Annotated in this window: 14 protein-coding genes and 2 tRNA genes; 11 read left to right on the top strand and 5 right to left on the bottom strand. The window is 74.9% G+C overall.

Annotated features, from left to right (window positions below; translation table 11 throughout):
* Window positions 1–366 precede the first annotated feature (366 nt).
* A complete protein-coding gene (locus Q1V71_RS13135) occupies window positions 367–1,884 on the top strand; it encodes a serine/threonine-protein kinase (RefSeq protein WP_300644274.1) in 1,518 nt (505 codons plus the stop codon).
* Between the two features lie 145 nt (window positions 1,885–2,029).
* Here Q1V71_RS13135 and Q1V71_RS13130 read toward each other — a convergent pair.
* Window positions 2,030–2,102 (bottom strand) — tRNA-Arg (locus Q1V71_RS13130).
* 220 nt (window positions 2,103–2,322) lie between these two features.
* Between Q1V71_RS13130 and Q1V71_RS13125 the strand changes: the two genes are divergently transcribed.
* Together Q1V71_RS13125 and Q1V71_RS13120 are read left to right on the top strand one after the other, a co-directional pair.
* Window positions 2,323–3,576, top strand: a complete 1,254-nt coding sequence (locus Q1V71_RS13125) for an LCP family protein (RefSeq protein ID WP_300644273.1) — start codon at window positions 2,323–2,325, stop codon at window positions 3,574–3,576.
* Window positions 3,573–3,803: a hypothetical protein gene (locus Q1V71_RS13120; protein WP_300644272.1), complete on the top strand. Its 231-nt coding sequence runs from the start codon at window positions 3,573–3,575 to the stop codon at window positions 3,801–3,803. Before Q1V71_RS13125 ends, Q1V71_RS13120 begins: the two co-directional genes overlap by 4 nt.
* Window positions 3,804–3,956: 153 nt before the next feature.
* Here Q1V71_RS13120 and Q1V71_RS13115 read toward each other — a convergent pair whose 3' ends face one another.
* The 3 genes from Q1V71_RS13115 to Q1V71_RS13105 all read right to left on the bottom strand — a co-directional run bounded on the left by Q1V71_RS13115 (window position 3,957) and on the right by Q1V71_RS13105 (window position 5,580).
* Window positions 3,957–4,316: an MscL family protein gene (locus tag Q1V71_RS13115; RefSeq protein WP_300644270.1), complete on the bottom strand. Its 360-nt coding sequence runs from the start codon at window positions 4,314–4,316 to the stop codon at window positions 3,957–3,959.
* A gap of 51 nt (window positions 4,317–4,367) precedes the next feature.
* Window positions 4,368–5,060, bottom strand: a complete 693-nt coding sequence (locus Q1V71_RS13110) for an SAF domain-containing protein (RefSeq protein ID WP_300644268.1) — start codon at window positions 5,058–5,060, stop codon at window positions 4,368–4,370.
* A 166-nt stretch (window positions 5,061–5,226) separates the two neighbouring features.
* Complete coding sequence (locus tag Q1V71_RS13105; RefSeq protein WP_300644267.1) at window positions 5,227–5,580, bottom strand: FmdB family zinc ribbon protein; 354 nt, start codon at window positions 5,578–5,580, stop codon at window positions 5,227–5,229.
* A 107-nt stretch (window positions 5,581–5,687) separates the two neighbouring features.
* Between Q1V71_RS13105 and Q1V71_RS13100 the strand changes: the two genes are divergently transcribed.
* Complete coding sequence (locus tag Q1V71_RS13100; protein WP_300644266.1) at window positions 5,688–8,315, top strand: penicillin acylase family protein; 2,628 nt, start codon at window positions 5,688–5,690, stop codon at window positions 8,313–8,315.
* 48 nt (window positions 8,316–8,363) lie between these two features.
* Here the strand turns inward: Q1V71_RS13100 and Q1V71_RS13095 are convergent, their stop codons facing one another.
* Window positions 8,364–8,990, bottom strand: a complete 627-nt coding sequence (locus Q1V71_RS13095; RefSeq protein ID WP_300644263.1) for a 5-formyltetrahydrofolate cyclo-ligase — start codon at window positions 8,988–8,990, stop codon at window positions 8,364–8,366.
* Window positions 8,991–9,013: 23 nt separating this feature from the next.
* Here Q1V71_RS13095 and Q1V71_RS13090 point away from each other — a divergent pair, with 23 nt between their 5' ends.
* The 7 genes from Q1V71_RS13090 (at window position 9,014) to Q1V71_RS13060 (ending at window position 14,547) form a co-directional block, all read left to right on the top strand.
* Window positions 9,014–10,402, top strand: a complete 1,389-nt coding sequence (locus tag Q1V71_RS13090) for a UTP--glucose-1-phosphate uridylyltransferase (protein ID WP_300644262.1) — start codon at window positions 9,014–9,016, stop codon at window positions 10,400–10,402.
* A gap of 4 nt (window positions 10,403–10,406) precedes the next feature.
* Window positions 10,407–11,657 carry a gephyrin-like molybdotransferase Glp gene (gene glp / locus Q1V71_RS13085; protein ID WP_300644261.1) on the top strand — a complete coding sequence of 417 codons (1,251 nt, stop codon included), beginning with the start codon at window positions 10,407–10,409 and terminating at the stop codon, window positions 11,655–11,657.
* 1 nt (window position 11,658) lies between these two features.
* Window positions 11,659–12,138, top strand: a complete 480-nt coding sequence (gene moaC / locus Q1V71_RS13080; protein ID WP_300644260.1) for a cyclic pyranopterin monophosphate synthase MoaC — start codon at window positions 11,659–11,661, stop codon at window positions 12,136–12,138.
* Window positions 12,135–12,635, top strand: coding sequence for a MogA/MoaB family molybdenum cofactor biosynthesis protein (locus Q1V71_RS13075; protein ID WP_300644259.1), 501 nt, complete (start codon window positions 12,135–12,137; stop codon window positions 12,633–12,635). The genes moaC and Q1V71_RS13075 overlap by 4 nt, the downstream gene beginning before the upstream one ends.
* A gap of 65 nt (window positions 12,636–12,700) precedes the next feature.
* A complete protein-coding gene (locus Q1V71_RS13070; RefSeq protein ID WP_300644258.1) occupies window positions 12,701–13,255 on the top strand; it encodes a GNAT family protein in 555 nt (184 codons plus the stop codon).
* A gap of 200 nt (window positions 13,256–13,455) precedes the next feature.
* The gene (locus tag Q1V71_RS13065; protein WP_300644257.1) at window positions 13,456–14,361 is read left to right on the top strand and encodes a hypothetical protein; all 906 of its coding nucleotides are present in this window, start codon (window positions 13,456–13,458) and stop codon (window positions 14,359–14,361) included.
* 113 nt (window positions 14,362–14,474) lie between these two features.
* A tRNA-Ala gene (locus Q1V71_RS13060) sits at window positions 14,475–14,547 on the top strand.
* Window positions 14,548–14,794: the final 247 nt, after the last annotated feature.

Raw genomic sequence — 14,794 nt, 5'->3', positions numbered from 1 at the left:
CGGCCGCCTTCTGGCTGCGCCTCATCCGTGCAGCCTGGACGCGAGCGGTCCAGCCCGGTCTCGACCTGATCGTCGGTGAGCCGGAAACCGCTGGAGACCTGCAGGCAGTGCTCGGCGATGCGACGGTCGTACCTCTTCCTGTTGGAGCATGTCGGCCTCCCGACGGCCTGGGGCCATGGTGGCCCTCCGGCGCCGCGCCCAAACACACCGTCCCAGGATGTGCCCGCGAGCGTGGACGGAAGGGTGCCGAGGGCGGGCAGGGATCGGGGAGCGGCCGCGTTGACGACGTACGACGGCAGGTGTCGGCACTCGCACCCCACGCGCGGGTGACGGCTGGCTGACTGCCACGTGGGTAGTAGTGGGGGCATGGAGGCACCAGAGGTGATCGCCGGCCGCTACCGCGTCGAGCGGGCGATCGGGCGTGGCGGCATGGGCACGGTCTGGCTGTGCACCGACGAGGTGCTCGGCCGGGAGGTGGCGGTCAAGCAGGTCGGGCTGCTGCCGGGGGAGTCCGCACCGGACCTGGCGCGCGCCCTGCGCGAGGCCCGCTCCTCGGCGGCGCTGAACCACCCGAACGTCGTCTCGGTCTTCGACGCCGTCGAGGACGAGCAGGGCAGGTCCTGGCTGGTGATGGAGCACGTGGACGGCAGCACGCTCTCGCAGCTGGTCGAGCGGGAGGGGCGCCTCGAGCCGCGGCGGGTCGCGGCGATCGGCGCCCAGGTCGCGGGCGGGCTCGCAGCGGCCCACGCGCGCGGGACGGTGCACCGCGACGTCAAGCCCAGCAACGTGCTGGTCGACGGGGACACGGCGAAGATCAGCGACTTCGGGATCGCCCGCACCGAGGGCGACGCCGCGCTGACCCGCTCGGGCCTGCTCATCGGGACGCCGCTCTACTTCTCCCCCGAGCTCGCGCGCGGGGAGGAGCCGACGCCCGCCGCGGACGTGTGGGCGCTGGGCGCCACGTTGTACGCGGCCGTCGAGGGCCGGCTGCCCGTCGAGGACCGCGGCAACCCGATCGCGACCCTGGCCGCCATCGCCTCCGCGTCGGTGCCGCGGCCCGAGCAGGCTGGCCCGCTGACCCCGGTGCTCGCCCGGATGCTCGACCCGGACCCCGGGGCGCGCTGCACCATGGCCGAGGCCGCGGCCGAGCTGGCCCGGCTCGCCGACGAGCACCCGACGCAGATGCTGGAGACACCGGTGACCGCGACCGCACCCCTGGCCGCTGCGGCGTCCGTCCCGTCCGCGCCGGTGGACCCCGAGCCGACGCCCGGAACGGAGTCGACACCGGTCGTGGCGGCGCCGCCGGCCGCCCCGAGTGCGGAGCGGTCGAGGCGGCGTACGCCGGTGCTCGTCGTCGCCCTGCTGCTCCTGCTGCTCGGGGGTGCGGTCGCGGTCGCGCTGCTGCCGGGCGAGGACGAGGAGCCCGCCGCCGCGCCGGACGGGCCCAGCAGCACCGCGCCCCAGGACCCCCGGCCCAGCGGGACGTCGGAGCCGTCCGAGGAGCCGTTGGAGGAGCCCTCGCAGGAGGCAGAGGACGCCGAGCCGAGCGAGGAGGCTGCGACGACCGCGCCGGCGGCCGAGGCCGAGGCGGGGTCCGGCGAGGCCGAGGCGCTGGTCTCCGAGTACTACGGCCTCCTCCCCGACGACACGCGCACCGCGTGGGGCTACCTCGGCGGGGAGGCGCGCTCGGACGCGGGCGGGTACGGCGGGTACACCGGCTTCTGGGAGACCGTCGAGTCCGTGTCGGTCGAGGGCACCTCGGTCGAGGACGGGGTCGTCACGGTCGACCTGGTCTACGACGGGGCCGAGTCCGAGACCCGGCGGCTGGCCGTCGGCGAGCAGGGCGGAGGGCTCGTCATCCTCGACGACCTCGGTCCTGCCTGAGCGCCACGCTGTCGGGTGGACCTCCGGCAAGCTGCCCGTCCTTCCGGACGACTCGGGCAGCCCAGCGCCGGCGGTGGGGAGCACGGTTGGGCGTGAGGCAGGAAGTCGAGCTCGGCGTCCACCGGCGGTCGCGAGGACTGCTGGGTGCCCCAGGCAAGAGTCGAACTTGCGACCTTTCGCTTAGGAGGCGGCTGCTCTATCCACTGAGCTACTGGGGCGGCGCGGGCCATCTTGTCAGACCCTCACGGCGACCCCGGACTTGGATCCCAAGGGTGCACAGACGCACAATCATCCACTTGGGGGAGCCTCGTACCGTCGAGCAGGCGCAGCGCCGCGCCGGCCCCCGACCGGGTGGCCGACCGGGTGGCCACCCGCCGCGTCGTACGACGTGTCCGGGGGCCGCCACCCCACAGCCCGCACCCGCAGGAGAACGACCACGTGAGCACGCCCGTCCCGCCCCCCGAGGGCGAGGTCGCGACCCCGGCTCCCCGGGTGACCACGCGGGGCAAGCGACGCGCGCGGCGACGTCGTCGTCACACCGTGGCCAAGGTGCTGGTCGCGACGCTGGTGGTGCTCGGCCTGGTGACCGGGCTGTCGGTGACCTACCTCTACCGCAGCCTCAGCGGCAACCTGACGGTCCTCGACATCGAGGACAGCCTCGTGGGTGAGCGGCCGGAGAAGGTCGAGGTCGCCGGTCCGCAGGAGCCGCTCAACGTCCTGGTCATGGGCTCGGACACCCGCGAGGGCGAGAACAACATCGACGGGCTGACCGGCGACGGCGAGCGCTCGGACACCACGCTGCTGCTGCACTTCTCCGCCGACCGCGAGCGGGCGTACGGCGTGAGCATCCCGCGCGACGCCATGGTCAACCGGCCGCAGTGCAAGAACGAGGACGGCGAGATCATCCCGGCAGCGGACTACCAGATGTGGAACGTCGCCTACCAGGTCGGCGGTCCGGCCTGCACGATCCAGCAGTTCGAGTCGCTGACCGGCATCCGCCTCGACCACTTCGTCGTCGTCGACTTCACCGGGTTCCAGGACATGGTCGACGCCGTCGGCGGGGTCGAGGTCTGCATCCCCGAGACCATCGACGACCGCGAGCACGGCATGTACCTCGAGGCCGGCACCCGCAAGCTCGAGGGCATCCAGGCGCTCAACTACGTCCGGCAGCGCTACGCGCTCTCCGGCGGCTCCGACGTCGGCCGGATGAAGCGCCAGCAGGCGTTCATCGCCTCCATGGTCAACACGGTGCTGTCCTCCGGCACGCTCGCCCGGCCGGACCGGCTGCTCAACTTCCTCCAGGCCGCGACCGAGTCCCTCACCCTCGACGAGGGCCTCGGAGACCTGTGGAAGATCGCCAAGCTCGGCTACGAGTTCCGGGGCATCGGGCTGGACCAGGTGCAGTTCCTGACCATCCCGATCGAGGTCGACCCCAACGACCCCAACCGGCTGGTGTGGACCGAGGACGCCGACGACGTCTGGAACAAGCTCAAGAACGACGAGCCGCTCAGTCGGCGCCTGGCCACCGACGTGATCACCGCCGGCAGCGTCCCGGGCGCCTCGGGCTCGGAGGAGCCTTCCGCCGGCGGGTCGGACACCGGCTCCCAGGGGAGCGGGTCCGGCTCGGGCGACGGACCCGGCGTGCCGACCGCCTCCGACGAGGCGCTGGCCGCGGCCGGGCTCTGCACGTGAGCGGCGAGGGCCCCGGGGGCACGGACGGCCCCGGTGGTTGCGACGAGGCGGACGCCCCTGCCCAGCGGCGTACGTCGGAGTGGGAGCGGGCCCGGCGGCGGGCCGAGGTCTTCGGCGAGAGCCTGCCGGAGACGACCTCGGACGAGCGCGACACCGGAGGTTCGCGTGGTCCCCGGGACGGTGACACCTGGCTCATCGAGCAGGTGCCGCCGCACCACGGCGGCTGAGGAAGACCCACCGACCCGCCACCCGCGGACGTCATGCGCCCCGCGTCAGGGACCGTCCTGCCCGTATGACGTCCCGCGCCGGGGACGGTGGGACGTCATACGAGCCGAGGAGCAGGCCGTCCTGCCCGTATGACGTCCCGTGCGTCGAGACGGTCAGGCGGTGGGGCCGGCCTGGCCGGCGCGCAGGGCGTCGCGGATCTCGCGGAGCAGCAGAGTGTCCTCGGGGGTGCCCGGAGGGGCCGAGGGGAAGTACTTCTCCTTGGCCTTGGTGTAGGGCATGACGATGAGGAAGTAGACGACCGCGGCGAGGATCACGAACGAGATCACCGCGTTCATGAAGGCGCCGAAGGAGTTCGCCTCGTTGCTGAAGATGTCGTCGACCGACGAGGGCAGCTGGGCGGTCAGCCAGTTGGTGAAGGTGGTGACGACCAGGCCGAAGGCGGTGCCGATGATGACCGCGACCGCGAGGTCGACGAGGTTCCCGCGGAGCAGGAAGTTCTTGAAGCCGCTCATGTGTGGCGCCCTCTCTGTGCGGCGGCCCGAGTGGCCGCGTCCGGCCGCAGGCTAGCGGGACCAGGCGTAGGTCAGGAAGGTCGCCGCGGCGGCGGTGGACACGCGCGGCAGCTCGGCCGCGGCCACGCCCAGGACGACCAGCCGCCCACCCGCCGGACCAGCCGGTCCGGCCGCACCGGTGGAGGAGTCGGGGCCGGGCAGCGCGAGGACCGGCACCCCCTGGGCCACCACCTCCGACGTCGCGCCCTGCGGGTCGGTGGCGACCAGGTCGATGCGGTCGCCCAGCCGGAGCAGCCCGACCGTCCCGGCGTCGGGCAGCCGCACCGGCAGCGCGAGCCGGTCGGTGCCGGCCAGCGCCTCCCGGGCCATCGGCGCGCCCACGACGCGTACCTCGGTCAGCGCTTCCCCCTGAGTGACCGGCCCGGCGAGCGTGCGGCCCGTCGGGTCGGTGAGCAGGCCGTCCGGCCGCGCCTCCGAGGGCAGCTCGACGGTGGTCAGGTCGGTCGACGCCAGCACGGCCCCGGCCGGCAGGTCGCGCGCCGCCACCGTCACCGCGACCACCTCCGGGGGAGGGGCGGCCACGGCCCGCACGCCCGCGACCACCGCGAGGGCGGCGCACACCGCGGCCAGCAGCCGGCGTCGCCCCAGCACGGCACGGCGCACCCGCCGCCGGGCGAGGGCCAGGCGGCGGCGTACATCGGAGGGGGCGGAGCCCGGATGGGTCTCGGGTGCGTCGAGGGGCATGACCCGGACGCTAGGCCGATCGGGCGACCGGTGCGCCCGGCTCTCCACAGGCGCGGTCTCCGACGCCGGTGGTCGAGGTGCGAGCGCAGCGAGCCACGAGACCGGTCGCTGGCCGCGGGGTCTCGAGGCTCGTCGCTGGCGCTCCTCGCACCTCGACCAGCGGGGGTCAGGAGGCGGCGGCGCCGCTGGTGCTCGAGCTGCTCGACGAGCTGGTGCTGCTGGAGGACGACGCAGCGGCGGTCGCCTTCTCGCCCGAGCCGGAGCTGCCGGAGCTCGACGAGCCGGAGTCCGACGAGCCGGCGTCCGTCGAGCCGGAGCTGCCGGCCGTGGAGCTGCTCGAGCTGGAGCGGCTGTCGGTGCGGTAGAAGCCGGAGCCCTTGAAGACGACGCCGACGGCGTTGTAGACCTTGCGCAGCCGGCCCTGGCACTGCGGGCACACGGTCAGGGAGGCGTCGGAGAAGCTCTGGACCTGCTCGAAGGCGTGGTCGCACTCGGTGCAGGCGTACTGGTAGGTCGGCATCGGGTCCCCTTCGGTGCAGGCGGGTGGCCGGGAGGTGTGGGCCGAGGTCGGCTGGCACTCTGCCCTGGCGAGTGCCAATGGTACGGCACGGCAGAATGGCCCGCACCATGAGCGAGGACACGCGCGCGGCCGTCCCCCTGCGCTGGTGGCGCGCGTTCCGCGGGCTGCCTGACGGGCTGCGCGTGACGACGTACGTCGCCGTCGGCCTGGTCCTGGCGCTGGTGGTGACGGGCCTGTTCGCCACCGCGCTGGTGCGGCGGCCGCTGCCCCAGGTCTCCGGGGAGGTCGAGGTCCCCGGGCTGTCGGGGTCGGTGACGGTGCTGCGCGACGGCGCCGGCGTGCCGCACGTGTACGCCGACACGAGCACCGACCTCGCGCTGGCCCAGGGCTACGTCACCGCGCAGGAGCGGTTCTTCCAGATGGACGTGCGCCGCCGCAGCGCGTCCGGCACCCTCGCCGCGCTGGTCGGCGAGGGCGCGCTGCCCGGCGACCGCGCTGCCCGCACCCTCGGCCTGCGCCGGGTCGCCGAGCGCGAGCTGGCGCTGCTCAGCCCCGACGCCCGCGCGTTCCTGGAGGCGTACGCCGACGGCGTGAACGCCTACCTCGCGCAGTCGGCGCCCTCGCAGCTGGCCGTGGAGTACACCCTGCTCGACCTCGACGGTGCCGACCTGGCCCCGGCCGACTGGTCGGCGGTCGACACCCTGACCTGGCTCAAGGCCTGGGGCTGGGACCTCGGGGGCGCGGCCGCGGCCGAGGACGAGGTCGCCCGGGTCCTGACCGCCGACGCGGTCGGCTCGACGCGCGCGGCGACGCTGTGGCCGACCCCGCCCGACGACGTGGTGCCCGTGGTCCCGGGAGGGGCCGTCGTGGACGCTCGCTTCGAGCCCGACGCCACCGAGACCACGACCCGCAACCCGCTGCGTCCCGCGCCGGGTCCTCCCGGAGCGGCCGCTCTCGCCGCGGCCGGAGCTGCCCTCGACGCCCTCCCGACGTGGGCCGGGCGCGGTCCCGGCGCCGGCAGCAACGCCGTGGTCGTCTCCGGGGAGCGCACCTCCACCGGCGCCCCGCTGCTGGCCGCCGACCCCCACCTCGCCACCGAGGTCCCCGGTCCCTGGATGCAGGTGGGGCTGCACTGCCGCGAGGTCGGACCCGCCTGCCCCTACGACGTCGCCGGCTTCTCCCTGCCCGGCGTCCCCGGGGTGGTGCAGGGCCACAACGCCGAGGTCGCCTGGGGCGCGGCCGCCGCCGGACCCGACACCACCGACCTCGTGGTCGAGCGGTTGCGCGAGGGCGCCGGCGGCGACGAGGTGCTGGTCGGTGGTCGCTGGCGCCCGGTGCGCACCCGCACCGAGACCATCGAGGTCGCCGGGGCCGAGGACGTCCGGCTCGAGGTGCGCAGCACCCGGCACGGGCCGCTGCTCTCCGACGTCGATCCCGACACCTCCGCCGCGGGGGAGGCCGCCACCGTCGGCCGGGGTGCGGACCTCGACGAGGAGCTGGCGGTCGCGGTGCAGTGGGTCGGCCTGCGGCCGGCGCCCTCCCTCGACGGCCTGCTCGGGCTCGCGCTCGCCGACGACGTGGAGGGGGCGCGCCGCGCGACGGCCGCCCTCGCCGTACCCGCCCTCGACGTCGTGCTCGCCGACCGCGCCGGCACGGTCGGCGTCCAGGTCGCGGGGGCCGTGCCCGTGCGCAAGTCCGGCCGCGACGGCACCCTGCCCGCCGCCGGCTGGCGCCCCGAGGACGACTGGACGGGCGAGGTCCTGCCGGCCACCGCCCTGCCGTTCACCACCGACCCGCTCGACGGCGTGGCGGTCGCGGCCAACCAGGTCCCCGTCGACCAGGACTACCCCTACCTCCTCGGCCAGGGCTTCGACCCCGGCCAGCGCGCCTCCCGGCTCCGCGACCTGCTGGTCGCCGGCGAGCAGTCGGTGGCGAGCGTGGAGGAGGTGCAGCGCGACGAGGTCTCGACGCTGGCACCCGTGCTCGTCCCGGCACTCCTGCGCATCGACCTCGACGAGGGGTACGCCGACGACGGGCAGCAGCTGCTGCGCGGCTGGGACCTCGACCAGCCGGCCGACGGCCCGGGCTCGGCCGCCGCGGCGTACCTCAACGCGACCTGGCGCGAGCTGCTGGCCGCGACCTTCCACGACGAGCTCCCGCCGAGCACCTGGCCCGACGGGGGACCCCGCTGGATCCAGGTGGTGGGCGGGCTGCTCGAGGAGCCGGACGACCCCTGGTGGGACGACACCGCGACCGACCGGGTCGAGCGGCGCGACGACGTGCTCAGGGCCGCGATGCTCGAGGCGCGCGACGAGCTGGTGCGCCGCCAGGCCCAGGACGCCGAGCGGTGGACCTGGGGCCACCAGCACCTGCTGCGGCTCACCTCGCCCGGGCTGCTCGGCGACGGCGCGGCGGTGGGTCTGGCGCGGCGGGTCGTCGAGCCCGACCCGTGGCCGGTCGGCGGTGGGCCGGGCTCGGTCGACACCACCTCCTGGGACCCGGTGCTGGGCTTCGAGGTCACGACCGGCCCGTCGATGCGGATGGTGCTGTCGCTGGCGGACTGGGACGACTCGCGCTGGGTCGCGCTCACCGGCGTCTCAGGGCACCCCGCCTCCGAGCACTACACCGACCAGACCGACCTGCTGGTGCGCGGGGAGTCCCTGCCGTTCCCCTTCACCCCCGAGGCCGTCGCCGCGGCCGCCGAGGACGAGCTCACCCTCCTGCCGGCTCCCTGAGACCGCCGCCGGCTCGAGGGTTCGGAGCTGACGGTTCGGCGGTCCCGGTCAGAAGCGGACGACCCGGGTGGGGGTGGCTGCGCCGGTGACGTGCCGGTCGTGGGGGGCGCCGGGGACGTCGAGGCCGACCTCGTCGTCGTGCAGCAGCACCCAGGTCGGCGTACCGACCGGGACCCGGAGCAGCGCCCGGTCGTAGGAGCCGCCGCCGCGGCCCAGCCGCAGCCCGGCGGGGGAGACGGCCAGGCCGGGGACGAGCACGACGTCGGCGGTGGCGACGGCGTCGGGGCCCAGCCGCGGGCCCTGCGGCTCGAGCAGCCCGCGCGGGGCGGGGGCCAGGTCGGCGTCGCTCGTGTGCACGGCCCAGTCCAGGTCGAGGTCGGGCAGCAGCACGGGCAGCAGCACCCGCCGCTCGGCCGCACGCAGTCCGGCCAGCAGCGGGCCGGTCGCGGGCTCGCCGCCGACCCCGACGTACGCCGCCACGGTGGCGGCCCGGCGCAGCTCGGGCGTGCCCAGCAGCACCGCGGCCAGGTCCTCGGCGACCTGCCGACGCTCGAGCAGCGGCCGGCGGCGACGGGCGGTGACCACCCGGTCGCGGAGGGCCGTCTTGCTCGCGGCGACCGGGTCGGCCGGGTGCGGCGGACGACCGGGTTCCGGAGGGGTTTGCGCGGAGGGCACGGCCCGACCCTACGATCGTGGCCATGGGTTCACCTGGCTTGAAGGCCGCTCGCGAGAAGATGGTCGCCGAGGGCGTCGACGAGGTGGCGATCGAGACGTTCGCCCACTACTACCGGCTCCTCGAGCACGGTGAGACCGGGATGATCCCCGAGGCGAGCATCGAGCCGATCGACATGGAGTCGCTGGCCGACGTCGAGGTCGACCCAGAGGCCGCCGCCGCGGCCATCCGCACGACGGCGGTGATCAAGCTCAACGGCGGGCTCGGCACCTCGATGGGCATGGACCGCGCCAAGTCCCTGCTGTGCGTGCGCAAGGGGATGAGCTTCCTCGACATCATCTGCCGCCAGGTGCTGCACCTGCGCTCCGAGCACGGTGCCCCGCTGCCGCTGATCTTCATGAACAGCTTCCGCACCTCCGAGGACACCATGGCCGCGGTCGCGCGCTACGACGCGCTCCCGGTGTCGGGACTGCCGCTGGAGTTCCTGCAGAACAAGGAGCCCAAGCTCCTGGCCACGGACCTCACCCCGGTCAGCTGGCCCAAGGACCCCGACCTCGAGTGGTGCCCGCCGGGCCACGGTGACATCTACACCGCGCTGGTCGGCACCGGGCTGCTCGACCAGCTGCTCGACGCCGGCTACGAGCGCGTCTTCGTCTCCAACTCCGACAACCTCGGCGCGGTCCCCGACCCGCGGCTGGCCGGCTGGTTCGCCCAGTCCGGAGCCCCTTTCGCGATCGAGGCGGTGCGACGCACGGCCTCGGACCGCAAGGGCGGCCACTTCGCCCGCCGGAAGTCCGATGGCCGGCTGGTGCTGCGCGAGACCGCGCAGACCCTGGAGGAGGACAAGGCGGCGCTGGCCGACCTCGACCGCCACCGCTTCTGCTCGACCAACAACCTGTGGGTCGACCTCCGCGCGCTGCGCGAGGTGATGGACCAGCGCGGCAACATCCTCGGGCTGCCGCTGATCCGCAACACCAAGAACGTCGACCCGGGCGACAAGAGCAGCCCCGAGGTCATCCAGGTCGAGACCGCCATGGGTGCGGCGATCGAGGTCTTCGAGGGCGCCACCCTCATCGAGGTCGGTCGCGACCGGTTCGTGCCGGTGAAGACCACCAACGACCTGCTCGTCCTGCGCTCGGACGTCTACGACATCGGCCGCGACTTCGTCCTCGACCAGGCTGCCGACCAGGTGCCCTTCGTCGATCTCGACGACGCGGTGTTCAAGCTGGTGACCGAGTTCGACAAGCGCTTCCCCGAGGGCGCCCCCTCGCTCAGGGCCGCCACCTCGTTGAAGGTCGCCGGTGACGTCACCTTCGGCCACGGCGTGCAGGTGGTCGGCGACGTGACCGTCGAGGGCGGCAAGGGCACCCGGGTCGACGCCGGCTCCGTCCTCACCGGCGCGACGGGCGCCTGAGCACGTGGCCGACCACGCGGCTCCCGCGCCGATCACCGTCGAGCAGCACCTCGAGCGGATCCTCGACGCCGTCGAGCCGCTCCCCGCGGCCGCGCAGCCGCTGATGGACGCCCTCGGCCTGGCCGCCGCCGAGCCGGTGACCGCGCCGCACTCGCTGCCGGCCTTCGACAACTCCGCGATGGACGGGTACGCCGTCCGGCTGGCCGACGTGGTCACCGCGACGCCCGAGTCGCCGGTGCACCTTCCCGTCGTCGGCGCGATCGGGGCCGGTGCGGCCGACCTGCGCGTGCTCCCCGAGGGCACCGCCGCGAAGATCATGACCGGCGCGCCGGTGCCCGAGGGCTGCGACGCCGTCGTGCCCTACGAGTGGACCGACGCCGGCGCCGAGCACGTCCGGATCGACCGGGCCCCCGAGCTGCGCCAGCACGTCCGCGCCGCCGGTGAGGACGTCACCGAGGGCGACCTGGTGATCGAGGCCGGCACCGTCCTCGGCCCGCGCCAGCTCGGCCTGCTCGCCTCGCTCGGCCACGCCCGGGTCGCCGTGCGGCACCGCCCCCGGGTCGTGGTGCTCTCCACCGGCTCCGAGTTGCGCGAGCCGGGCCAGCCGCTGGGCCACGACTCGATCCACGACGGGAACTCCTACCTCCTGGCCGCCGCGGCCCGCCGCGCCGGCGCGGTCGCCTACCGGGTCGGGATCGTTCCCGACCAGCCCGAGGCGTTCCTCGCGGCGCTGGAGGAGCAGCTGGTCCGCGCCGACGTCGTCGTCACCTCCGGCGGCGTCTCGATGGGCGACTACGACGTCGTCAAGGCGGCGCTGCGTCCGCTGGGCACGGTCTGGTTCGGGCCGGTGGCGATGCAGCCCGGCAAGCCGCAGGGCTTCGGCCACGTCGGTGAGGACCGGGTGCCGATCTTCACGCTCCCGGGCAACCCTGTCTCGGCGTACCTCTCCTTCGAGCTGTTCGTGCTGCCGGCGCTGCGCAAGATGATGGGCCTGACCCCGTGGTCGCGGCCCGCGGTCAGCGCGCGGCTCACCCACGCCGTCACCTCCCCGCCCGGCCGCCGCCAGCTGCTGCGCGCGCACTTCGACCCCGCCGACGGCACGGTCAGCCCGGTCGGCGGCCCCGGATCGCACCTCGTGGGCGGCCTGGCCGACGCCGACGCGCTGGTCGTCGTGCCCGAGGACGTCACCGCGCTCGAGGCGGGCGCGGTCGTGAGCGTGCTGCCGATGGACTCCGGCCTCGAGGGAGGGCACTGAGATGGCCGAGTCCGATCGCCTCACGCACGTCGACGAGCACGGCGCCGCCCGCATGGTCGACGTCTCGGAGAAGGCGGTCACCGCCCGCTCGGCCACGGCGTCGGGCCGGGTGCTGGTGAGCCCGCAGGTCGTGGCGCTGCTGCGCGGCGAGGGCGTGCCCAAGGGCGACGCGCTCGCGGTCGCAAGGCTCGCCGGCATCATGGGCGCCAAGCGCACTCCTGACCTCGTGCCGCTGTGCCACCCGCTCGCGATCTCGGGCGTCGTGGTCGACCTCGAGGTCGCCGACGACGCCGTCGAGATCAGCGCCACCGTGCGCACCACCGACCGCACCGGCGTCGAGATGGAGGCCCTGACCGCGGTGTCGGTCGCCGCGCTCACCGTCGTCGACATGGTCAAGGCCGTCGACAAGGCCGCGGTCATCACCGACGTGCGGGTCGAGACCAAGTCCGGCGGCCGCTCGGGGGAGTGGACCCGCTCGTGAGTGAAGCGCAGCCGGCACGCGAGGTGCTGCCCGCCGCCGTCGTCGTGGCCTCCAACCGCGCCGCGGCCGGGGTGTACGCCGACGAGACCGGCCCCCTGATCGTCGAGGCGCTCCGCGGCTGGGGCTTCGCGGTCGAGGCCCCCGCGGTCGTCCCGGACGGCGACCCCGTCGGCGAGGCGATCGCTTCAGCGGTCGCCGCCGGCGCCCGGGTCGTGCTCACCACCGGCGGCACCGGGCTCACACCCACCGACCGCACCCCCGAGGCGACCCGCCCGCTGCTGGACCGTGAGGTCCCCGGCCTCGCCGAGGCGATCCGCGCCCACGGCGCCGCCAAGGGCGTCCCGACCGCCGTGCTGTCCCGCGGGCTGGCCGGCGTCGCCGGACACTGCCTGGTCGTGAACCTCCCGGGCTCGCGCGGCGGGGTCAAGGACGGGCTCGCCGTGCTCCAGCCGGTGCTGCGCCACGCGGTGGAGCAGGTCGTCGGGAGCGACCACTGACCAGCCCGCCGCGCGCGCCCCGCGGCTCGTGGCCGGTGCGGCTGGCCGACCCCTCGCGTCCCGACGTGCTGCTGCGGCCGCTGCGCCTCACCGACGCCAAGGCGTGGCGGGAGACCCGGCAGCGCAACGCCACCTGGCTGGTGCCGTGGGACGCGACCGTCCCGCCGGGCTCCACGGAGCGCGCCACCACCTTCACCGCCCTCGTGCGACGACTTCGACACCAGGCGCGGCAGGGCTCGACGTACCCCTTCGTCATCGAGGTCGACGGCGAGTTCGCCGGCCAGGTCACGGTCAACAACATCGTCGGCGGGTCCGCGCGCTTCGCCTCGGTCGGCTACTGGATCGACCAGCGGCACGCCGGGCGCGGGATCGTGCCACTGGCGGTCGCGCTCGTCCTCGACCACCTCTTCTGGACCGTCAAGCTGCACCGGGTCGAGATCGCCATCCGTCCCGAGAACAGCAACTCGCTGCGGGTCGTGGAGAAGCTGGGCATCCGCGAGATCGGCTACGCCCCCAAGTACCTCCACATCGACGGCGAGTGGCGCGACCACCGGCTCTACGCCGTGACCGTCGAGGAGACCGGGCCGCGCGGACTGGTCGCCCGGGTCCTCGAGGGCTGAGCCGCTCCTGCCGGGGCGGCACGGACCGGACGACAGTCCGCCCCGGCCGCCGCCGCAGGACCCGTCCCCACCGGTCGACGCGGCGCCGGGGGTCTCCGGGGATCCCGACGGCGCCTCAGCCACACCAGTCACACCAGCAATTTGCGACACACGGGTAGACATCCGCCCCACCCTGCGCTATCGCCCCTAGCCTTCCGTGCGTGGACCTCAGCCCCCTCATCTTCGTGGCACTCGCCGTCGCCTGGGCCGTCTACCTCGTCCCCCAGGCCTTGCGGCACCACGACGAGGTGGTGCGCAGCCGCTCGGTCGACCGGTTCTCCCACACGATGCGCGTGCTCGCCCGTCGTGAGCCGGTCAGCCGCTCCTCCTCCCGTCTCGTCGTCACCCCCGGGCGGGTCCCCTCCGCCCCGGTGGTGACGACGAAGGCCTCGGCCGCTCCCACGGTCGACGCCACCGCTGCCGCCGCCGAGGTCCCTCCTGTCCCCGCGCCCGTACGCCGAGAGGCGGCCCGCCGCGCCGCCCGACGGCGCCGGCGGGTGCTCTCGGTCCTCCTGCTGCTCCTGGCCCTCACCGGCGGCCTGGTCGCCGCCCGGCTGCTGGCCTGGCCGGTGCTGCTGCTCCCCGTCTCCCTGCTCGTGGCCTGGCTGGTCGCCTGCCGCCTCATGGTCCGCCGCGAGCGCGGGATCTCCGGACCGCTGGCCCGCATCCCCGCCACCGTCCTGCCCGAGGCCGCACCGGCCTTCGCGGCCGGCGCCACCGGCGAGGAGACCCAGGAGGTGGCCGTCGTGTCCGCGCCCCTGGCAGAGGAGGCCGTCTCGGGCGTCCTGCCCGCGCCCGCCGCCGAGGGGCACCAGGAGCCCGTCGACGTGCCCACGCCGCGCGCCCCGGCAGCGGCCGCGGGGCTCTGGGAGCCGGTGCCGGTCACGCTGCCGACGTACGTCTCCAAGCCCGCGGCGGAGCGCCGCTCGGTGCGCACCATCGACCTCGACGCCACCGGCGTGTGGACCTCGGGCCGCAGCGACGCCGACTCCGCGCTGGTCCGCGACGCCGAGGAGCGAGCCCGCCGCGCCGAGGGCGAGGCCCCCGGTCGCGCCGTCGGTTCCTGACCTGCGCGACCCCTCCGCGAGGAGGGGTCTGACCTGCGGGGTCGATTCGTCCGGCCGCTGAGGCCGGTGCTAACGTGAGCCTCCGCGCCGTGAGGCGTGGAAGCAACACATCTGGGGCTGTGGCGCAGTTGGTAGCGCGTCTCGTTCGCAATGAGAAGGCCAGGGGTTCGAATCCCCTCAGCTCCACAGAGTGCAGGCTCAGCACACGGCACCACCACGAGCCCTCGGCCAGGCATCCGCGCTGGCCCGCGTCCCTCGGCGGACGCCGTTCCCGCTTCCCGGCCGCCGCGCCGTGCGACGCCGCACCGCGCGTGCCGTGCCGGGCCGTCACCTGGAGACCGTCCTGAGCACCACGCCCGTTCCTGCGCCCTCGGGCGCCCCCGTCCCGCCCGCCACGCCGCCCGCCACGCCGTCGGAGGACCACACCGTCCGC

The sequence above is a fragment of the Nocardioides sp. genome, from assembly GCF_030149505.1.
GTDB lineage: Bacteria > Actinomycetota > Actinomycetes > Propionibacteriales > Nocardioidaceae > Nocardioides.
Note: the sequence above shows the minus strand (reverse complement) of the source record. Positions and strands in the feature narration are given on the sequence as shown.